Raw genomic sequence first — 21,430 nt, 5'->3', positions numbered from 1 at the left:
TCATTTTATCGATAAAAAATACTTTTCATCGATAATAATTATTCAAAACTCAATATGGAGCCTGAAACAGAGACATCAATACGTACGTTTTTACCTATAATCAAACTTCTGTTGTCTTGAACATGCCCTGCTGGAAAGTTATACATAATGGGGATATGGTATTTTTGGGTTACATTATCTATAATTTCAAGGGCATTTTTTCCCCATGGAATTTCATTGTCTTTCATTTTAGTCATCCCACCAACAACAATACCTTTGAGGCTTTCCAAGCAACCGTTTCGTTTTAAATTCATTAACATTCTATCGATATGGTATAAATATTCGTCTAAATCTTCTATAAACAAAATTTTATCGGTACAATCAATGGCCGAATTAGAACCTAAAAGACTGTATAAAATAGATAAATTTCCGCCAACCAAAATTCCAGATGCTGTGCCCAAACGGTTCATAGGGTGAGGTGGAATTTCGTAGGACAAAGTGTCGCCTAATAATGTTTTTCTTAAAGATTCTTTTGCTTCTTCGGAGGCTCTTAAAGCACTTATAGGCATAATGCCGTGTATGGATTGAAAACCTAAAGTAGTCAAATGACTATGCAAAACGGTTACATCGCTAAAACCAATTACCCATTTTGGATTTTTTTTAAATAAAGTAAAATCCAGTAAGTCTATCATTCTTACGGTTCCGTAGCCTCCCCTAACACACCAAATGGCTTTGATGTTTGGATTGTCCATCATGGATTGAAAATCTGCGGCCCGTTGTTCGTCTGTACCCGCTAATTGATTGACATCTAAGCCTATAGATGAGCCAATTTTAACTTCCAACCCCCAGCAATGCAACAAATCGATAGCGGGTTGCAAATTGTCATCAATGTTTTTTCTGGCCGTTGCTACGATGGCAACGGTATCTCCTTTTTGTAAAAAATCAGGTGCTTTCATCATCTCTTGTGCTTGTAAACTTACTGTTATAAAATACACTAACAATAAGTAGCCTATTGAAGCTGTTTTTGGTGTTATATTTAAAATCATAAGCACAAATGTATAAAAAAGGATTGTTGAATCATAAAACTGTTTGTATTTTTGCAAAAAATAAGGAATCGTTATTAATGTTTTATTGAAATTCAAACGCAAAAAATGCAATTACAACCCAACAAAAAAATATATTTTGCCTCCGATCAGCATTTTGGAGCTCCAACACCCGAAGCCAGTTTTGAACGTGAACAACGATTTGTAGCTTGGTTGGATTGTATCCAAAAAGATGCTGAAGTATTATTTTTAGTGGGCGATTTATTCGATTTTTGGTTTGAATACCAAACAGTTGTACCAAAAGGTTTTGTAAGGGTTTTAGGCAAATTGGCATCGATGCGAGATGCTGGTATTACGATTTATTTTTTTGTTGGCAATCACGATCTTTGGATGTCGGATTATTTTGAAAAAGAATTGCAAATACCTGTTTTTCATGACAATATGGTATTTTCATTTAACAATAAATCGTTTTTGATTGGCCATGGCGATGGCAAGGGGCCGGGGGACAAAGGCTACAAAAGAATGAAAAAAATATTTACAAACCCATTATCTAAATGGCTTTTTAGATGGTTGCACCCAGATATTGGTGTAAAATTAGCCCAACATTTATCGGTAAAAAACAAAATGATTTCGGGTGTGGAAGACATTCATTTTTTAGGTGAAGACAAAGAATGGCTTATTTTATATGCTAAACAAAAACTGACAACCCAACACTACCACTACTTTGTTTTTGGACACCGACATTTGCCTATGCAGTTGCCATTACAACCCGATTCATTTTACATCAATTTGGGTGATTGGATTACCTATTTTACTTATGGTGTATTTGATGGTAGTGAATTTTCTATTCATAAATTTGAAAAAACGCAAAAATAAATTAGGTTTATTAGCAATTATTCAAATCATTTGCATTTTTGCTGTTTTATTTTAATGTAATTTTATAAAACCGTATTTTTGTTGCTTCAATTACAACCATTTGAAATTGAAAAAAGTACAGGGTTTGAATTTTCAAAAAAAATATGGCATGGCTTTTTGATTCATTTGGCTCTATTCTAATATGAACTGTCATTTGCGTTAGGGATAGCAGTGGAAATCCTTTTTTGAGGCTTTTTCTGCCTCAAAAAAGATTAGAACGGATAGCCCGACCCTTGGGGAACGCCCAAAACAAGCTTTGTGCAACGTGCTGTACTTATTAGAAACTAGCTTTTATTTTAACAAAATTCGTTTAACTACATGAAAATAAAACACACACAAATTGTTCCTTTTGCCTTGTTTCTAATTACTTTGGCGGTTAATATTTCGATGCCATTGTTTCGGCCTTATGCCAAATTAGCTGGCTTATCCAATGGTCAGACTGCCTTGGTACTAGCAACTTACATTTTTGGTATGATACCTTGTTATGTTTTTTTAGGAGGTATTTCTGATCGATTGGGCAGAAAGCCTATACTATTGATCAGCTTGTTTTGTGCTTTGATATCTGACGTGATTATTACGCTATATCCGAATGTTTTTGCATTAATAGCCGCACGGTTTTTTCAGGGAGTTGCCCTTGGATTAAGCATGGGAACGGGTACTGCTTATTTGACAGAATTGTATTTAGACGACCCTCAAGCCACTTCAAAAGCAGCCAATGCCGCCTCGCTTTCTACTGCATTTGGTTTTAGTGGTGGTGCTTTTATGACGAGTATTGCATTGTTGATTTATTTTGATTATCAACCCATTACGTATTTTATAGCAATAACAATAACTGTTATAGGTTTGATTTTAGCCTTCAAACTTCCCCATTTGAAACCCATTGGAGGTTCGATAATAAGGTTGCCTTATTTTCCAAAAGGCTATTTTCCTATCAATTTATCAATTGCCATTTGTTGGGCTACAACGGGAGTTGTAATTGCAATAGTTCCTTCAAAATTGGCCCAATTTGGTTATGCGGCTTATGCTGGATTTTGTTTGGTTCTCATCAATTGGACTGGGGCATTTTTACAAAAACTCATTCGCAAACATTTTAGTTCCAAAACGAGTTTAAAAATTGGCTTTGGGATCATTCCGCTTGGGTTTGCCTTTGTAGTTTTGGGGTGCTATTTAGAAATCTTGCCAGTGGTTTTATTAGGCACCGCAATTATTGGCTCGGGAGCTTATGGTTTTAGTTATTTAGGAGGGCTGGCATTAATTGCAACACTTGGAGGAGTCCAGCGGGCAAGAGCCGTTTCGGGTTATATGCTGTTTGGCTATATTGGTTTTGGGATTCCAGCCATATTTTTGGGCTATTTGGCAGACATTTTTGGAATTGTACCCTCATTATTTGGTTTTGAAATCATCATCGTTTTATTGAGTTTATACCTTTATATTATTTTTGATAAATAAATACGGTGTTTATTTATAATTTTATAAAAAACCAATTCCACTTAAAAGCTAGATAAAAACACTAGAAGCAAGAAAGGAATTGGGTTAACTCATGTGGGTTATTTTTTATAGGTATTTGTTGATTATAATTCATTGCTCGGCTTGCAGCCGCAACAAAACTCTAGCTGTTATCGGCTGCTCTTATGTCCTGTCGTGGGTTAGTTAGCATTTTCGTTTGCTTGTCTGTCCTTTAGTAATTGTCGTGCCGCCTCAAGTGCCTCGGGAACGTATTTATTTGCAGTTACTATTTCTGTTAAGGTCTCTGCTGAATAACCGTCATATTTTTGTTTGAACTTTTTTACTACTTCTGTAAATCTTGCTTTGTCAATTCTCTCTCGTTCTTCTGGTGTCTGCTTTGATGCTAAGTTGTCAACCATAAATTTGTTTACCCTTTTAAAGTTTATAATGTAAGCAAGAAGTCCAGCCCAAAATGCAGATGGTTGAAAACCTATGATCAAACTGCCAATGCCAAAACTTAATGTTGTTTGCAAAGCGGAAAAATTCACAAGATTAAAAAGTCCTACGGCAATTGTCAACCCTAAAGTGTATTTGTAAAATTGTCGGAGAAAAAAATAAGTCAAGAAGTTAATGCCAATTGCTCCAAAAGCTATGTAATGTTTTATTGTCAACTCATAGTCATAAGTAACGCCTGCCATAACTACTGTCCCACGAACTGCTGTAATAATTGCGTCAATGCAATAAGCTGTAAGCAACAAAAGTGGAAGTATTTGTCGTTGTTGTTTTAAAGTCGTCAAAAGTTGTTGTCTCGTCATTCGTTTTTTGCTTTGTCGTTTGAGTTTGCACTTTCGTCATAGAGTAGCCGCTAACGGTCGGGTATTTGCGAAGGCTGGGGATTTGTAAGCCCGAAACTTTCAGTTAAGCCTGAAGTTCAAAAGTACAAAACAAATTTTAAATAAAGCCCAAAAACCCCAATTTCTTAAAACCGCTGTTATCGGCAGGTAGAGTTTATTTATTATTAAAAAAATCAAATACTAATTTAGTAATAAGTTCAGGTTTTTCAGCAAAAACGTCATGTGAACAATTTGGAATAACACAGAATTGACTTTTATTTATTGCATTGTGAATTTCAATTCCGTGTTCCAAAGTATACATGTCATTATCACCATAAGTTATTAAAGTGGGTACTTTTATACTTTCTAAAACTGATTTGGGAAAATATTGTTCTTCAAACCACATATCTTTAGTTTCATTAACATATTTTTTCCAATCGTTATTTTTCGGTGCGTTTATTTTATAATGATTCACCCAATTTGGCCAATTTTTTTCTATCCAATCTGGATTTGACCAATTTCTTAGTTCTTCTAAATTTTTGGAACCATTTGCTTTATAATTTGCACCAGAAATAACTAATTTTTCTACTTTATCAGGTCTGTTTTTAGTAAGAATTAGTCCTGTTATAGCACCATCGCTCCAACCTAAAACATATAGACTATCTAATTTTAGTTTATTAATTATTTCGGATTGATATTCAGCAAGTAAATTATAACTTAATTTATTTTTTGGAAATTCTGAACGTCCTAATCCTGGAGCATCTGTAATTATTACTCTATATTTTTTAGACAATAATGGAATTACATTTTCAAAATCATTAATTCCACCAAATGCACCGTGAATCAATAGTAAAGGAATACCTTTTCCATATTCTTCGTAATATATTTTTGTATCTTTAATTGTCAAATATTTTCCGTTATTTGACCCATATCTAACTTGGGATGTTACATTAATTGAAATAAATAATGTAAATAAAAAAAGTAAAACTTTTATTCTCATTTTCGTTCTTTTTAAACAGTTGTTTGGTACTACTTGCCGATAACGTCAGTCTGTGAAAAAACCAACTCAAAAAGAGAAAGAATTCGGATACCTATCGGAGAAAAATTCCATACAGCCAATTCTCAAAGACTCATTTTGAGTTTTTTCACAGTCTGACGTTTCGCGGCTTCATGAAGTGGCGATGAACCAAGACCAAGCCTTCACAAATATAAACAAAACTTTTAATTAATTACCTTTCCAATTTCTGATAAATCCCGAGCCTCGCCATTTCATGAAACCTCTGTTAACTGCCGTTTTTTCTATTTATATATCTTTGGATGAAATCGATTTTTGTTTTTGTTATATTTCTTTCTCTTTTTGGATTATGCAAACTTGGATTTTCAAGCATTAAAATTAAATTGATTATTTCTTTTTCATTAAGTTTCTCAATTTCTTTGTTGAAATAATATTTAGAAGCTTGTTTGATTCCTTTATTTCCATACAGATAATCTGCGTTTAAAAAATCAAACTTTAAACATTCCTCTTCAGTAAATTCTTTCTCAATTTTCAGCTTGTAAATTTTTTTCGTAAAAGAAAATCCGTGTCTATATGGTCCGATATAATTTGAGGCATTTTCACAGGGACAATTTCTTTTTTTTATTTGAGATTTGTCATTATAGATTTTGTTATAAACTTTTAGAATAGGCTCTAAATTTTCATTTTTGGCAATTCTAATTGATTTAGTTAGTTCCATAAAAGCTGCATCTTTAAACATTCCATTATAATCACTCAAAAGAAAATTATATAGAGCAATTAATACCAAGATTGAAATTATTAAAATTCTAAATGTTTTTTTTTGCAGTTTTTTCATAAAATTCTAACTAACGTTTTATTAATGTTTTGTAAATCAATCATTTACAATATTTATTTTTTTATTATTCTTCCTAATTTTTCCGCTTTCGTACCATTAGCTTACGGGGTCAGGACGTGAGTCTAGGGGGAATGGCAGTTAACGTTTTGGTACTACAGCGGGTTTGGGACTAAATTAAGCCCATTCCTCGGATGTGCCAAATCATATAAATACAAAACCATCTTTCCATTTAGCCTATTGCCCAAATCCGTTGTAGTAGCTGTTGTGTGTAGTACTTTTTTTACTCTTCAATTTCGGATTTATAACTTCTGTAATTACCTCTTTTTTTGAATTCTTTTTTTTCGTTTAAAAAATCAGAAAATTTAGTCAAAGTTCCTTTCATTGCTTGATTTATTCTTAGTTTGTCATTTTCTTTAAAAATAATTCCATCATTAAGCATTTCGGTAATTGTTGACCAACTGTTTATATCTAAGTGTTTTTGTAATTTATAATCGTCAATTTTTTCTCTATTATTTATATAGTCATCGTCTTTTAATAACTCGGAAAGCTTTAAATAAATATCGTTTAATTCATTTTCGTTTTCAATGAGTTTTGTAATATTATTAAAAGCATATGAATCATCTTTTTGATATCTATCAAAAATTGCATCATCCATTCTTGAATAACTATAGTTTTTTAAATCTTTAAAATCCTTGATTAGTTTGATTTTTCTTTTTTCATCTCTAGAATCTTCAATTTTTGTTGCAATTATTGCAACAATTAAAATGATAAGTATCCCAATTATAAAATAAGATATTAGACGCAATAATTGAACCCAAAGATTTCCGTAATAAGTTTTTTTGAAAAAATTATTTTCATCTTTTGCGCTTATACTATTTAGGACTTCAATATTTTTTTGTCCTGCAATTTTACCAAGTGAGATAAGTTTAGGAATCCGATTTTTGTTATGTAAAACCAAAATTTTTATTGTAAAATATTCGTTTGTTTCTAGGATTACTTTTGAAAAGCTAACTTGATTTTCTTTTAAATTAATGAATTTTATATTTCGCTTTAAATACTCATTACTAGTTTCAATTACTTGTGGTTTTTCAATGATTTTACCTGAATTAATTTTAATTCCTAGAGGCTCATTATCATCATAGAATTCTTTAAGTAAATTTTGCGAACCATTATTTATAATTTTAATGGTATATATTCTAAGGTTTTCTTTAGTTTGTTTAAGGTTTGTACTGTCATATGTAACTTCTAATTTGCTTATATCTGCATTAAAGTCTAGTACATTTGTATTTGCGATTATTTCATACTTTAAATCAACATTTTTTTCCTGTAGAAATGCATATATAGTGATTATTGTTCCAATAATACCTAATAATGTAATTACTGTTTTTGATGTATAACTTTCTAATAAATTTTTAAAGTAGTTTTCTTTCATATTTTTGGTTTAGTATTACACACAACTAGTAGATATACGAAAGTTATTGCGTTTTTAACATTTTATATCCACTTCACAAAAGTACAAACAAAAAAAATACTTTGCAACTTTTTATAAAAAAGCCACAAGAATAAAAATTATCGTAAAACAAACTTATAAAAACAATTATAGAAGTTTTGAAGTAGGAATTATGAAATTAGAAGTTAGAGGTTAGAAGCAAGAAGTTAGAAACAAGAAATTAGAAGTGGGAGAACGAAAAGTAAGAAGTTTAAAAAAAACTTTCATGAGTAGAGACTGTCCATTGGGGGTTGCCCGCATGAGGGATAGAGCAAGGCACCATGTGCTCGTGATAGCCCGACGGCAAAAAAAGGAAGCCCCGCCTGAAGGGTTTGGGGCGTGGGGGCTTTCTTTTTTTTGGCGGCATGCCCTTATACCAAACACTCCTATAAAATAGCCCAATCTGCTAGCTCTTTTTCTCCAAATATTTCACAAAAAAATAATTACGTAGCCCAGCTATGAAATGATTTTTTTATAAAATCTTGAAAAAAAATAGCCTTGCATTTTTAGACTATTTTATATAAGTGTTTGGTATTATTTTGATAATGTGGTTTTTTTGTTTGATTTTTTGTTGTTTATTATCTAAACATTGTGTGCTTTTGTAAGGCTCGATTAGGATTTTTTTTACTCGAATGGTATTTTTATAAAATCATATTGTCGTAAGGGATTAAAACCGGGTACCCTTTGGCCTTGAAATAGGCTGCGGGATTTTGACGGCAAACTACCATTACAAAATCGCCACCCCAGGCACCTAAACTTTTGACAACTCCGTCAAAATCGGCAAAAAGATATTCTTTTACGGTTTGGATTTCTAAAATAGTGCTCATCAGATTTTCGTGTTTTTCGAGTAAATTTGCAAAGAGATTCAAATCGTTTGCTTCTAATAGGCTTTGGGTTATTTGGTTGATTTTTGGCACTTCGTCGTCTAAATCGTGTTGTTTTTTTCTATAATTGGCAATGGCTGTTTTGCTGCTTTGTTTTTGATTGAGGTATAAAAAATATATATTGGCTGTAAAATGGGGTCGAAAAAAAACGGGTGTTACTTTTGGGTTTCCGTGTTGTAATTCATATACGATAGGCTGTTTGTGTTTGGCACAAGCAATATCGTAGCCACTGCCTCCAAAGCTATTTTGTAGTAATAAATAGGCGTTTGTTTGTGTCCATTGTGCTATATTGTTTATCAAAGTTGACGAGGTGCCAAGTCCCCAATGTCGTGAAAATGTAAGGGTAGTTTGCACTTCGTACCCGTTTTTTTCTGACAAAAAAAGCGGATTCAACTTATAGGCTTCGTGCAAGATGGCCAACAAGGTTTGCTTGATGGATGGCTCGCTGTTGGCATCGGCTTGGGAGTTGATGATGGCTTCAAACGGCAGTATGTCTTGGAACCACACACTGTTATCTACATCAAAACTTGTCCAAATGATTTGGGGTTTAGGGATTGTTTTTACATGTAAAAATTGTCCCATTTTGCTGGGCAATGCCAGTGCTTTTGCTCCATCGAGCACCAGGTATTCGGCCGTTAGTAACAGTTTGCCATGGCTATAAAATGTTTGTTCCATGTTATTTTTTTGTTCTAATTTCGTTGATCAACGCCACAACAGCTGCGTGTGAAATGGCATTTTTAGCAAAATAGGTTTTTATGATTTTACGTTCTTCGACGGTGGTTTCAAATTGATTTAAAATATTATTGAGGTGCATTTTCATGTGGCCAGCCTGAATGCCCGTGGTTGTAAGCGACTTTAGTGCTGCAAAATTTTGAGCTAAACCTGCCACGGCCACAATTTGCATGAGCTCTTGAGCCGAAGGGTTTTCGAGCATGGTATGGGCCAATTTGACTAATGGATGCAAGGAGGTAAGACCTCCAACGGTGCCAAGAGCCAACGGAATTTCGAGCCAAAACCTAAAAATGCCGTCTTCTATTGTGGCGTGAGATAAACTGGCATATTGCCCTTTTTTGCAGGCAAATGCATGTACACCAGCTTCTACGGCTCTAAAATCGTTGCCTGTTGCTAGCACAACTGCATCTATGCCATTCATGATGCCTTTGTTATGTGTAACGGCTCTAAATGGTTCTATTTCTGCAATTTGTACTGCTTGCACAAATTTTTCGGCAAATTCTTGTGGGTTATCAATATTTTTTTCGGCTAAATATGCCACAGCACAACTTACTTCTGCCCGAACGATACAATTTGGAACATAATTTGACAAAATACTCATGATAACATCCAAAGTATTGTTGTTGGAATTTACTTGGTCGTCTGATTGAAATTCTGATAATAAAGTTTTTGAAAACTGCTCTAAACACGAGTTTATAAAATTAGCCCCCATGCTGTCTTTGGTATCAAATGTGGCATGAAGTTGGTAGTAATGGGCCATTTGCTTCGTTTTGTTTTGAAGTTGAATATCCAAAATACCGCCGCCTCTTTTTTGCATATTATGGGTAATCAATTGGCAATCTTCAAAAAAACGGGGTTTGATACGTTCAAAAAACAGTTCTAAATCTGTGGCATTACCCGAAAAAGTAAAATGCACCTGACCTATTTTTTCAGTATCTAGGACAACTGCTTTGAACCCGCCACGTGTGGCCCAAAATTTGGCTGCTTTTGCTGCTGCTGCTACTACAGAACTCTCTTCGATTACCATGGGAATGGTATATAACTTATTGTTTATCAAAAAGTTAGGAGCTACGCCAAGTGGTAAATAGAAATTTGAAATGGTGTTTTCTATAAACTCGTCATGCAGTTGTTGGATGTCCAAATCGGAGTTCCAATATTGTTTGATGATTTGCGAAGCCTCTGCGGGATTTTCAAAATAGGTTGTAGCAATCCATGCTACTTTTTCGTTTTTGGTCCATTTAGAAAACCCACTAACTGTATTTTTCATTTTCATTCATTATTAAAAAAATTACCGCACAAAGATAGTTTTATTTTTAATACCAAGATTATAGTGTATGGCTAGTAATACTTTTTGATGCTACGTTATGTAATTTTTGGTCAAAAATTTTCATGAAAAATAAGCTTTTGGCTCCTACCCTTTTGCATCTCATAAAGCCGCTATCTGAATAGTTTTTTATGGGTATATTACTAAAAAATTTACAAAACGGTTTTATTATGGTTGATAAAAATGGATGGATTGGCCAATTAGTTTCCATTTGCCTTTTATTTTTTCTAATAATCGTATTTCGTACGAATAACTTTTAATGCCGTCTGAGGAGGTTGAAACTTCGTCGTGACTTACCCAAGCTATATTTTTTTGGATATTGAATTTATAATTTTGATGTATGGCACTTCCCCCCTTGCCTACCCATTCGAGAGGGGGATGTAGCATGGTATAAGGATCTATATCCATAGTTTTGCCCTCTGTGGTAGAAACGATGATGCGACTATAGGGTTTTATCGACCAACAATCGGCATGGGCTTGAACATCTCCAGACCTCCATGTTTTGCCTTCTGTTTCCAATAGTTTTTGGATGGCTTTTGCTTCTTGCTGGTAGGACTGAGCCCAAACTATTTGTGATAGAACGGACAAAATAATTACTAAATACATTTTTTTCATAAATATATAATTTTTATTAAACAAAATCTTATTTTTATTAATAATTAAAGCCAAAAATTTAAAATCGTTTTTGAAAGGCCATTGAATCGAGCCCCAAAATTTTATCCACACCTAATCATGACTTCAAAAATACAATAAAAAAAGCCTCACTAAATATTTTGTATTAGTTTTTTTTATAAATGCCATTAAAACTAAGCAACTAATTCAAGTCTATATCATTAAAAAGGAGCGTTTAAAAAGTGTAACCTTAATATTAATTTACCTTCAACACTTTGATTATCAGCACAGTATAAATATTATGCAAAATTTAACATATATTTTGTTTAATTTATTTTGATATTAGTTAAACAATAATTAATTTTATAACCTCAAATCACTAAAATAAATACTTATGGGAGCTAAAAAAACAGTCCTGAACCAAGAAAACATAGTTTCGATGTATATGGAATATATGTTAGAACACGCCACAATGCCCAAAACTGTATATGAATTTGCACAAAAATACCATTTTGAAGAAGCACATTTTTATCAATATTTTGGAGCTTTTGAATCTGTAGAAAGACATATTTTTAAATCGATATTAGACAAAACGGTGGCTCTATTGCATCAAAATCAGGAATACCACACGTATGATTTTAAAACAAAATTATTGAGTTTTTATTTTACCTATATAGAAATGCTCACTGCAAACAGGAGTTTTGTGTTGATGTGTTTAAAAAATCGTTCCAAAAAAGTGTCGCATTTTATGATTTTGGGCGAATTGCGATTGGCATTTAAAAATTATGTATCCGAAATTATAGATGACAAAGATTTGATTTCGATTGCACGAGCCCAAAAGTTACAAATTACAGCCATCAAAGAAAGTTTATGGGCCCAATTTATGTTTGTAATTCAATTTTGGATAGAAGATTTATCTCCAGCGTTTGAAAAAACAGATGTATTAATTGAAAAATCGGTTCAAGCCAGTTTTGAAATAATGTCAATCGCACCATGGGAAAAAGTGATTGATTTTGGAAAATTTTTATTTAAAGAAAAAGTGTTTTCAAGAGTATAACAACTAAAAACAATTCATTTAAAAAGTATTATTAAAAGTAAATATTTTTATAAATAATAAACCACAAAACCCGAAACAAAAAATCCCCAAAAATGAAAACCCTAGATTATATACCTACTTCCAAAATTCAGCGAGCCAGCAAATTAGTAGAAACTGGAGCCAAAGTTGGTGTAAACTACCTTAAATATTACGGCAACAAAATAGTAAACCCCGACCTCAACAAAGACCAATTGAATCAGGAAAATGCACAAGACATTTATGATGGATTGAAAAGTTTGAAAGGCAGCGCCCTCAAAGTTGCTCAAATGTTGAGTATGGACAAACATTTTTTGCCAAAAGAATATGTTGCAAAATTTTCATTATCGCAATTTTCTGTTCCGCCATTATCAACACCATTAGTTTTAAAAACATTTAAGTCCAATTTTAACAAATATCCAAACGACATTTTTGACACTTTTGACGGTACAGCCGTTCATGCTGCCAGCATTGGTCAGGTGCATTTGGCTACATGGAAGGGTAAAAAATTGGCTGTCAAAATACAATATCCTGGGGTTGCCAATAGCATTTCGTCTGACTTGGCTTTGGTAAAACCTATTGCCATCAAAATGTTTAATTTACAAGGAAAAGATTCTGATAAATATTTTAAAGAAGTAGAAGAAAAATTAATAGAGGAAACCAATTATGATTTAGAAATTGCTCAAAGTCAAGAAGTTGCACAACAATGCCAGCATTTGCAAAACATTGTATTTCCAACTTATTATCCTGCTTTTTCTAATCAAAAAATCATGACGATGGATTGGATGGAGGGTGTTCATTTTTCGGATTTTACAAGTATCAATACCAATCAAAAAGAAGCTAACAAAATTGGACAAGCTTTGTGGGATTTTTATATGTTTCAAATCCATAAACTTAAAAAAGTACATGCCGATCCGCATCCTGGAAATTTTTTGATTAACAACAATAGCCAACTCGTAGCTTTAGATTTTGGTTGTATGAAAACCATTCCAAACGATTTTTATATACCTTATTTTGAATTAGTAAATCCAGATGTGTTGCATAATCCAGTGCTTTTTAACCAAAAATTATTGGAGCTCGAAATTTTAAGACCCGACGACTCGGCTGCCGAAAGAGTTTATTTTTCGGCTATGTTTTTTGAACTTTTAGCCCTTTTTACCAAGCCTTTTCAAAGCGAGACTTTTGATTTTTCAGATACCCATTTTTTTGAATCGATGGCCCATTTGGGGAAAAAATTTGCCGACGATACCAACCTCAAAAAGATGAATGGCAATAGAGGATCTAAACATTTTATTTATATGAACCGTACGTTTTTTGGGCTATATAATTTGCTGTTTGATTTAAAAGCTACCATCATAGTTTCAAACGGAAGTTATAGCTAATGCTTCATAAAAGTAGTTTTTGGTATAAAAAACCCATTTGGTTGGAATATAAATATATTTAGTATAAACACTAATAAATAAAGGCAATTACATACAAGACCTTTAACAAATAAATTGTACATAAATGAAAAAAATACTCATTGTTGGCGGCAGTAAAGGCATTGGCAAAGCCATTTTAGAACAAAATATTACAAACAATCAGGTATATAACCTTAGTAGAACTCCGCCAAATGAAGCACACCCCAATTTGACACATTTTACTATTGATGTACTTCATGATGCCTTACCGCAACTAGAGGCCATAGACACTTTGATTTATTGCCCTGGCTCTATCAATTTGAAACCTTTTGACAAATTGACCGAGCACGATTTCAGAAATGATTTTGACCTCAATGTGATGGGTGCCATCAAAGTAATTCAACATTATTTGCCTATACTCAAAAAAGGAAACCAACCCAATGTACTCCTTTTTAGTACGGTGGCTACAAAACTAGGAATGCCTTATCATGCCAGCATAGCTGTGGCAAAAGCGGGTGTAGAAGGATTGGTAAAATCATTAGGAGCCGAGTGGGCCTCTAGCATTAGAATCAATGCCATTGCACCCACTTTAACACAAACCAGCTTGGCATCTAACCTACTGCGAAACGACCGTTTGATAGCACAAATGAAAGAAAGGCACCCCATGAAAAATTTTTTGCAACCCGAAGAAGTAGCTCAAATGGCACAATTTTTAACCTCGGAACAGGCCAAAGCCATTTCTGGACAAATTTTTGAAATGGATTATGGTATTGTTCACTTTAAGATGTAATGGTATTTCTTTTTTTAAATAATACCAAATATATTTATAAAATATGATGTTTGTGTGTTTGTTGATTTATACTTTATAAATCAAGTGTAAAAAAAAAGGTTTATATTGCTATAAACCTTTTTTGTTTTTATAAATAATCCCAAATCAATACCCATCTGTTGGTATTTCAAGGGTGTATTTTTTCTTGCTTTTGTTGTCTAATTTTTTTTCACGAAGCCAAGGATTGTGAATTTTCAAAATTTTGTAATTGACACCTTGCGAAATGGCAAAAGTAGCCAAATCGTTTATAGTGCTATCTACTTCAACTTTTTTGGTAGGTATAAGGTCATACAACCTTTCTTTTTGAATATTATAACCAAATTTTGAAGGGTTTTTCATAATTTCTTTCAGGGCCAAAATTCTAAATACATATCGGGCCGTTTCGTCTGTTAGCATCAAATCATAATAATCTGAAACCTTTTGGCTGTCCATTTGCTTGCTAATGCCGGCCATACCTCCGTTATAAGACGCTGCAGCCAAAGTCCACGATCCAAATTTTTTATAAGCCTTTAACAAATAATCACAAGCCGCCTCGGTCGATTTTTCTAAATGGTAGCGTTCGTCCACGTTGTCTGTTACTTCCATTCCTTTTTCTCGGGCAGTATCGGGCATAAACTGCCAAACCCCTTTTGCTCCAGAGGGCGAAACAGCATTAACCAAACCACTTTCTATTACTGCCAAATATTTAAAATCATCTGGCACACCGTTTTTTTTCAAAATGGGTTCAATAATAGGAAAAGCCCTGTTTGCTCGCTTTAAAATCAAATTTGTAGATCCTTGCAAATTCACATTTACAATCAATTCTCTATCAAAACGTTCATAAACATCGGCAACATGCAACGGGGTTTTTTCGCCCGCAAAATCAACATGCGTAGGAAAATAATCTGTAGTTCCTTCACGTAAAATTGCTTTTTTGTCCTGATCCGATGTTGCAAAAATCAACATCCCGCTTACTAATACCACCAAAACCATCATGCATAAGTGATTATTCCTTGTCATCTTTTTTGTTTTTTAGTTTAATATTTTTTACTTAATCATTTTTTTTCATGAAATAGAATCCTTCGTTACACCATTCAAAATAATACCAGGCAAATGTTCATTCAACCATTTGAATTTGTTTACAATCATTACATGTGTACCTCCTTTGACAGGAATATAATTCCGAATATTTTTTACAGGAAACACACTGTCGTTGTCGCCATGTATATGTAAAACGGAGGAATCTTCAACTTGTTGCTTCCAACAAATAATTTGTTCCAAGGCCCAATCCAAATATTTTTTATCGTTCAAAGTCAAAAACTTTCTATACAATGCGATACGATTTTTGGCCAAGCTCCCAAAAGCAAATTTAGATAATTTTTCGATATCAGACAACCATCCAGTGGGCAATATTTTATACAATTGAGTGGCTTTGGCCATTTTCATCCGCTGCGGAAACTCCACGTTCGACTTGACACTCGAAATGATGATAACTTTTTGTACCCGAATCAACTTAGCCATTTCCTGTACCAAAATACCACCAAACGAAACCCCAATTAAAACGGCATTGTCGTGCTTAATGTTTTGGGCCATTCTGCCCGCATAAGCCTCTAGCGGTTCATTGTCTAGTGGCAAAAACCATTCCAAATAATACATATCAAACTGATCCAAAGGCAATTTGATGTTTTCAAAAATTTGTGAACTAGCGGCCAATCCTGGCATAAAATATACAGGTATTTTATTCATTATCAATATTTTAAAATAAAATTATTGGTTTACAAATTGGATTCTTACACTACCGTCGTCGTCTATTTTTTCCAATACAACTTTGTGTAAAGTATTAACCAATTCGGGGTTCCAAGGTGCTTTTACTTTTATATAATTTTCTGTAAATCCATAAATGTAGCCCTCCTTTATATCGGCTTCAAATAACACCGTCCGACTACTCCCTAGCTGACTTTCATAAAAAGCCCTCCGTTTTTTGACAGACAAACTTCGCAACATTTTACTGCGTTTGGCCCGTACATTGGCTGGCACAACTCCTTCATATTCAACCGCTTCTGTATCATCTCGTTCCGAATAGGTAAACACATGCAAATACGAAATATCCAAATCATTCAAAAAATGGTACGTTTCTAAAAAGTGAGCCTCCGTTTCGCCAGGAAACCCAACAATTACATCAACTCCAATACACGCATGGGGCATCTCAATCCTAATTTGTTGTACCCTATCTACATATAATGCGGTCAAATACCTACGCTTCATCAATTTCAAAATCGCATCACTGCCAGATTGTAGCGGAATATGAAAATGAGGTACAAAAACCTTGCTTGCCGCCACAAACTGAATCGTTTCATTTTTCAACAAATTGGGTTCTATCGACGAAATTCGCAAACGCTCAATGCCCTCAACCGTATCTAAGGCTTTCACCAAATCCAAAAAAGTATGCTCATGCTTTTTATTGCCAAACTCTCCTTTGCCATAATCGCCAATGTTCACTCCCGTTAGCACAATTTCCTTTATTCCTTGTTGGGCAATTTCATAAGCATTTTTCAACACATTGTCCAACGCATCACTTCTCGAAATGCCTCTGGCCAAAGGAATCGTACAATACGTACATTTATAATCACAACCGTCCTGAACCTTCAAAAAAGCCCGAGTCCTATCGCCAATGGAGTAACTGCCAACATAAAAATCGGCCTCGGCAATCTCACAACTATGCACTTCGCCATAATCATTTTTAGACAAATTATGAATATAATCCAATATTTTAAACTTTTCTGTAGCCCCCAATACCAAGTCCACACCATCCACAGCAGCCAATTCCTCGGGTTTCAATTGGGCATAACAGCCAACGGCCACCACAAAAGCTTGGTTGTTTTGTTTCAAAGCTTTTTTAACCACTTGTTTAAACTGTTTGTCGGCATTATCCGTAACAGAGCAGGTATTAATCACATAAATATCGGCCCATTGCTCAAAATCTACCCTATCAAACCCCTCGTCCTGAAAATTTCGGGCAATAGTAGAGGTTTCCGAAAAATTTAACTTACAGCCTAAGGTATAAAAACCAACTTTTTTTCTATAATCTGTCATAATTTATTAAGTGTTTTGGGCGATTCCCACAGGCAGCAACTCCCTGCAAAACCACCTCATCCTGGTAGCCTGTGGACCGGGCTATCCACTCTATCTTTTTGTTTTTAAAGAAAAAACAAAAAGGATGCCGTTGCTATCCCTATCGCAAAATCCCGTTTCCAATCCAAATGACTTCATCTAAAATGGACCACAAAATTACTTTATTTTTTATTAATAATAAAGCTAAAATGGTGCAGCTTTATAACTACTATTTGTAGCAAACCAATACGCAATCACAACACCCTAACAACAAACCAAACAATAAGCAGTACATACAATATACGAAAAAGCTATCAATTAATTTTAATTTAAAAGTAATCAACAAACAACGCTTTTTTTTAGAAGTTAGGTTATAGCATCACTATCTATCATGCTTGAAAAATCACATGTTTTTACAAATAAAAAAATGCAACTCTCTAAAAACAAGTGAGTTGCATTTTGTTTTGTGCGGATAATAGGACTCGAACCTACACGCCTTGCGGCACCAGATCCTAAGTCTGGCATGTCTACCAATTTCACCATATCCGCTCAATTGTGGGTGCAAAGATAATCATATCTTTTAAATTTCAAAACAAATTACTATATTTTATATTTTTTTTTATATTTTTGGTATCTCAAAAATTTAAAACCCATGAATCATATCAAAAATTATGTCGATAAACACCAACAACGTTTTATTGACGAACTGATCGAATTGCTCAAAATCCCCTCTGTAAGTGCCGATACCGCTTATGCCACCGACGTATTGCATACTGCCGATGCCGTAAAAAAAAGCCTCGAAAACGCTGGTTGTGATTTTGTTGAATTATGCGATACTCCTGGTTATCCCATTGTTTATGGCGAAAAAATCATCGATAAAAATTTACCCACCGTTTTAGTATATGGCCATTACGATGTACAACCTCCAGATCCTATGGAACTTTGGACGTCGCCTCCTTTTGAACCCGTTATCAAAAAAACCACCCTCCACCCTCAAGGTGCTATTTTTGCCAGAGGTGCTTGCGATGATAAAGGCCAAATGTATATGCACGTAAAAGCATTTGAACTCATGATACAAACCCAAACTTTGCCTTGTAATGTCAAGTTTATGATAGAGGGCGAGGAAGAAATTGGGTCCAAAAGTTTGAGCTGGTTTGTATCTCGAAACCAAGAAAAATTAGCCAACGATGTTATCCTGATTTCCGACACAGGCATGATTTCCAACGAACAACCCTCTATTACCACAGGACTTAGAGGCCTTAGTTATGTAGAAGTTGAAGTTACAGGCCCCAATAGAGACTTACATTCTGGACTTTATGGAGGAGCCGTGGCCAATCCTATCAATGTATTAACCAAAATGATAGCCTCGCTTCATGATGAAGACCAAAAAGTAACCATCCCTGGATTTTATGACGAAGTTGTAGAATTATCAGCAGCCGAAAGAGCCGAAATGGCCAAAGCTCCTTTTGAATTAGAAAACTACAAAAAAGCCCTAGACATTGCCGATGTATATGGCGAAAAAGGCTATGTAACCAACGAGCGAAATGCCATAAGACCCACTCTTGACGTTAATGGCATTTGGGGAGGCTATACGGGCGAAGGAGCCAAAACCGTAATACCAAGCAAAGCTTTTGCCAAAATTTCTATGCGATTAGTACCCCATCAGGATTGGGAAACTATAACAGAAATGTTTAGCAAACATTTTGAAAGCCTAGCACCAGCCGCAGTACAAGTAAAAGTTACCCCACACCACGGGGGGCAAGGCTACGTAACCCCAATAGACAGCATAGGCTATCAAGCAGCCAACAAGGCATATACCGAAACCTTTGGGGTGCCAGCCATACCCGTGAGGTCGGGAGGCAGCATTCCAATTGTAGCATTATTTGAAAAAGAACTAAAAAGCAAAACCATACTCATGGGATTTGGGCTCGATTCTGATGCCATACATTCGCCAAACGAGCATTTTGGTATTTTCAATTATTTAAAAGGAATTGAAACCATCCCTTTGTTTTACAAATATTTTGTAGATTTGAGTCTAAACACCTAAATATCCATATAAAATAGTCCAAAAATGCGAAGTTGTTTTTTAGATAAAATTAAAAAAAATCGTTGCATAGCTGGGCTACGGAACTATTTTTTTTGACACATTTTAGCAAAAAAGAACCATCCACACAAGGGCATGCCGCCAAAAAAAAGAAAGCCCCCACGCCCCAAACCCTTCAGGCGGGGCTTCCTTTTTTTGCCGTCGGGCTATCACGAGCACACGGTGCCTTGCTATAATCCCTCATGCGGGCAACCTCCAATAGTCAGTCTCCATTCACCAAAGACTTTTTCAAACTTCTTGCTTTTCGTTTTCCCGCTTTTAATTTCTTGCTTCTAACTTCTTGCTTCTAATTTCTAACCTCGTACCTCTAACTTCGTATCTCTAACTTTCTACTTGGTATTGGAACAAAATAAATGTAAAAATAGTTTTCAGAAATAAAAAAATAGTTTTATGTTTGTAGTGGATAAACGAGTGATAAAAGCAAAATTAAATTTTACATTTAAAATAAATTAAAGTTAGCAAACCATTTTTAACAAACCCTATTCAAGCAGCTTTTTTTTCAAAAACAAGATGACCTACAAAAAATGTAGCAATCTTTCATCCATAGCCCAAGGGCGACTTTCAGTTAGACTCCCAAAAGAGTAACCCTGAACATACAGCAACAAACTGCTGGCACTTTTTTGAAAATAAATAAGTTGTAATGATACGTTTGTTTTACGATAATATTTATTCATGTGGCTTTTTTATAAAAAAGTTGCAAAGTATTTTTTTTGTTTGTACTTTTGTGAAGTGGATATAGAATGTTAAAAACGCAATAACTTTCGTATATCTACTAGTTAGCTGATATTTTACAAATACACCGGACAAAATGAAATTTGAAGAACAAATATCTCGAATTAAAGAAAAACTAAATCGACTTAAAGAAGCTGACCAAGATTATGAAATATTTGGTTCAGACACTCACGAATACAACCTAAATCCAACCAAAACGGAAGAAGAATTAATAAAATTTGAAAACGAAAATCAAATTACACTACCTGAAGAATATAGAGAATTTCTTTTGTATGTTGGAAATGGAGGTGCAGGGCCATATTACGGACTTGAACTACTTGAAAATGGAAGAGAAGTTGATTTAGACTACATAGATGGAAAAGATTTAATTGACTTGTCAAAACCATTTCCGTTTACAGAACATTGGAATATAGAGTTTGAGGAAATGAATGATGACAATTTTGAAGAAATTGAAGAACAAAAAAATAAAAATTATTATGACAATAAATTCGTGAGTGGACTTTTAAGAATATCAAATTTCGGTTGTGGTGTAAGAATGAATATCGTGGTAAACGGAAAAGAAAAAGGAAATATTTGGGTAGATGACAGAGTAAACGAGAATGGAATATTTCCTGACCCATATTTTGACATAACAGATAAAATTACATTTTTAGGTTGGTATGAACTATGGCTAGACATATCACTAAAAGAAAAAAACATCAGCTAACAGCCGTTTCACGAAATTGCGGGGTTTGGGATTAATCAGAATTGGTAATTTTTGAAACTAAATTTTGTTTATATTTGTAATCAAAAGTGTTGAAAATCCGCAACTTCGTTAAGCGGCGACACGTCAGGCTGTGAAAAAACCCTGTTTATTATCCAAAAAACCAAAAAAACGCTGGTTTTTGAATGTAATAGAAGCCATTTGCGAAAGGGTTATTTTTAAGCAGCATTATTTTGTTGCCAAATAATGTGGCTGTAAAACGATGTTTGAGGTGGGTTTGGGTGAAAAAATAATAATAAAAAACACTATTTTATTTTATTTTTTTATTATTTTTGAAAAATATTTAACGGCAGTTTTTTCACAGACTGACGTTACCAGCAAGCATACCGAAAC

19 protein-coding genes and 1 tRNA gene are annotated in these 21,430 nt (G+C 34.1%); 8 read left to right on the top strand and 12 right to left on the bottom strand.

Translation table 11 applies throughout. The features are described 5' to 3' along the window. Positions 1–38: 38 nt before the first annotated feature. Positions 39–935: a S66 peptidase family protein gene (locus FBFL15_RS02195; RefSeq protein WP_044032398.1), complete on the bottom strand. Its 897-nt coding sequence runs from the start codon at positions 933–935 to the stop codon at positions 39–41. A 195-nt stretch (positions 936–1,130) separates the two neighbouring features. Here FBFL15_RS02195 and FBFL15_RS02190 point away from each other — a divergent pair, with 195 nt between their 5' ends. Together FBFL15_RS02190 and FBFL15_RS02185 are read left to right on the top strand one after the other, a co-directional pair. Continuing rightward, positions 1,131–1,898 carry a UDP-2,3-diacylglucosamine diphosphatase gene (locus tag FBFL15_RS02190; RefSeq protein ID WP_014083040.1) on the top strand — a complete coding sequence of 256 codons (768 nt, stop codon included), beginning with the start codon at positions 1,131–1,133 and terminating at the stop codon, positions 1,896–1,898. Positions 1,899–2,255: 357 nt separating this feature from the next. Further along, the gene (locus FBFL15_RS02185; protein WP_014083039.1) at positions 2,256–3,386 is read left to right on the top strand and encodes an MFS transporter; all 1,131 of its coding nucleotides are present in this window, start codon (positions 2,256–2,258) and stop codon (positions 3,384–3,386) included. A gap of 197 nt (positions 3,387–3,583) precedes the next feature. On the opposite strand, the gene FBFL15_RS02180 is transcribed toward FBFL15_RS02185, so the two are convergent. The 4 genes from FBFL15_RS02180 to FBFL15_RS02165 all read right to left on the bottom strand — a co-directional run bounded on the left by FBFL15_RS02180 (position 3,584) and on the right by FBFL15_RS02165 (position 7,498). After that, positions 3,584–4,198, bottom strand: coding sequence for a hypothetical protein (locus tag FBFL15_RS02180; protein WP_014083038.1), 615 nt, complete (start codon positions 4,196–4,198; stop codon positions 3,584–3,586). Between the two features lie 193 nt (positions 4,199–4,391). Further along, positions 4,392–5,216 (bottom strand): alpha/beta fold hydrolase, encoded by an 825-nt coding sequence (locus FBFL15_RS02175; RefSeq protein WP_014083037.1) that lies wholly within the window; start codon positions 5,214–5,216, stop codon positions 4,392–4,394. Between the two features lie 283 nt (positions 5,217–5,499). Further along, on the bottom strand, positions 5,500–6,066 hold the full coding sequence (locus tag FBFL15_RS02170; protein WP_014083036.1) for a transglycosylase domain-containing protein: 567 nt from the start codon (positions 6,064–6,066) through the stop codon (positions 5,500–5,502). 280 nt (positions 6,067–6,346) lie between these two features. After that, positions 6,347–7,498 (bottom strand): hypothetical protein, encoded by a 1,152-nt coding sequence (locus tag FBFL15_RS02165; protein ID WP_014083035.1) that lies wholly within the window; start codon positions 7,496–7,498, stop codon positions 6,347–6,349. A 283-nt stretch (positions 7,499–7,781) separates the two neighbouring features. On the opposite strand from FBFL15_RS02165, the gene FBFL15_RS16455 reads away from it, so the two are divergent. Further along, positions 7,782–7,952: a hypothetical protein gene (locus FBFL15_RS16455; RefSeq protein WP_158309083.1), complete on the top strand. Its 171-nt coding sequence runs from the start codon at positions 7,782–7,784 to the stop codon at positions 7,950–7,952. 244 nt (positions 7,953–8,196) lie between these two features. Here the strand turns inward: FBFL15_RS16455 and FBFL15_RS02160 are convergent, their stop codons facing one another. From FBFL15_RS02160 to FBFL15_RS02150, 3 genes are all read right to left on the bottom strand, one after another. Next, positions 8,197–9,114 (bottom strand): GYDIA family GHMP kinase, encoded by a 918-nt coding sequence (locus FBFL15_RS02160; RefSeq protein ID WP_014083034.1) that lies wholly within the window; start codon positions 9,112–9,114, stop codon positions 8,197–8,199. A gap of 1 nt (position 9,115) precedes the next feature. Further along, positions 9,116–10,438, bottom strand: a complete 1,323-nt coding sequence (locus FBFL15_RS02155) for a hydroxymethylglutaryl-CoA reductase, degradative (protein ID WP_014083033.1) — start codon at positions 10,436–10,438, stop codon at positions 9,116–9,118. Between the two features lie 225 nt (positions 10,439–10,663). Then, positions 10,664–11,110: a hypothetical protein gene (locus FBFL15_RS02150; protein ID WP_014083032.1), complete on the bottom strand. Its 447-nt coding sequence runs from the start codon at positions 11,108–11,110 to the stop codon at positions 10,664–10,666. A gap of 391 nt (positions 11,111–11,501) precedes the next feature. Between FBFL15_RS02150 and FBFL15_RS02145 the strand changes: the two genes are divergently transcribed. The 3 genes from FBFL15_RS02145 (at position 11,502) to FBFL15_RS02135 (ending at position 14,369) form a co-directional block, all read left to right on the top strand. After that, a complete protein-coding gene (locus FBFL15_RS02145) occupies positions 11,502–12,164 on the top strand; it encodes a TetR family transcriptional regulator C-terminal domain-containing protein (RefSeq protein ID WP_014083031.1) in 663 nt (220 codons plus the stop codon). Positions 12,165–12,256: 92 nt separating this feature from the next. Beyond that, positions 12,257–13,561, top strand: a complete 1,305-nt coding sequence (locus FBFL15_RS02140) for an ABC1 kinase family protein (protein ID WP_014083030.1) — start codon at positions 12,257–12,259, stop codon at positions 13,559–13,561. Between the two features lie 124 nt (positions 13,562–13,685). After that, complete coding sequence (locus tag FBFL15_RS02135) at positions 13,686–14,369, top strand: SDR family NAD(P)-dependent oxidoreductase (protein WP_014083029.1); 684 nt, start codon at positions 13,686–13,688, stop codon at positions 14,367–14,369. Between the two features lie 144 nt (positions 14,370–14,513). Here FBFL15_RS02135 and FBFL15_RS02130 read toward each other — a convergent pair whose 3' ends face one another. From FBFL15_RS02130 to FBFL15_RS02115, 4 genes are all read right to left on the bottom strand, one after another. Continuing rightward, positions 14,514–15,407, bottom strand: coding sequence for a lytic transglycosylase domain-containing protein (locus FBFL15_RS02130; RefSeq protein WP_014083028.1), 894 nt, complete (start codon positions 15,405–15,407; stop codon positions 14,514–14,516). A 45-nt stretch (positions 15,408–15,452) separates the two neighbouring features. Beyond that, the gene (locus FBFL15_RS02125) at positions 15,453–16,133 is read right to left on the bottom strand and encodes an alpha/beta hydrolase family protein (protein WP_014083027.1); all 681 of its coding nucleotides are present in this window, start codon (positions 16,131–16,133) and stop codon (positions 15,453–15,455) included. Between the two features lie 21 nt (positions 16,134–16,154). Continuing rightward, complete coding sequence (mtaB, locus tag FBFL15_RS02120; protein ID WP_014083026.1) at positions 16,155–17,480, bottom strand: tRNA (N(6)-L-threonylcarbamoyladenosine(37)-C(2))-methylthiotransferase MtaB; 1,326 nt, start codon at positions 17,478–17,480, stop codon at positions 16,155–16,157. A gap of 485 nt (positions 17,481–17,965) precedes the next feature. Next, positions 17,966–18,047, bottom strand: a tRNA-Leu gene (locus FBFL15_RS02115). 103 nt (positions 18,048–18,150) lie between these two features. Between FBFL15_RS02115 and FBFL15_RS02110 the strand changes: the two genes are divergently transcribed. Continuing rightward, positions 18,151–19,545, top strand: a complete 1,395-nt coding sequence (locus FBFL15_RS02110; protein ID WP_014083025.1) for a dipeptidase — start codon at positions 18,151–18,153, stop codon at positions 19,543–19,545. An 865-nt stretch (positions 19,546–20,410) separates the two neighbouring features. Next, positions 20,411–21,040 carry an SMI1/KNR4 family protein gene (locus FBFL15_RS02105; protein WP_014083024.1) on the top strand — a complete coding sequence of 210 codons (630 nt, stop codon included), beginning with the start codon at positions 20,411–20,413 and terminating at the stop codon, positions 21,038–21,040. Positions 21,041–21,430: the final 390 nt, after the last annotated feature.

It is taken from the genome of Flavobacterium branchiophilum FL-15 (genome assembly GCF_000253275.1).
Taxonomy (GTDB): domain Bacteria; phylum Bacteroidota; class Bacteroidia; order Flavobacteriales; family Flavobacteriaceae; genus Flavobacterium; species Flavobacterium branchiophilum.
Note: the sequence above shows the minus strand (reverse complement) of the source record. Positions and strands in the feature narration are given on the sequence as shown.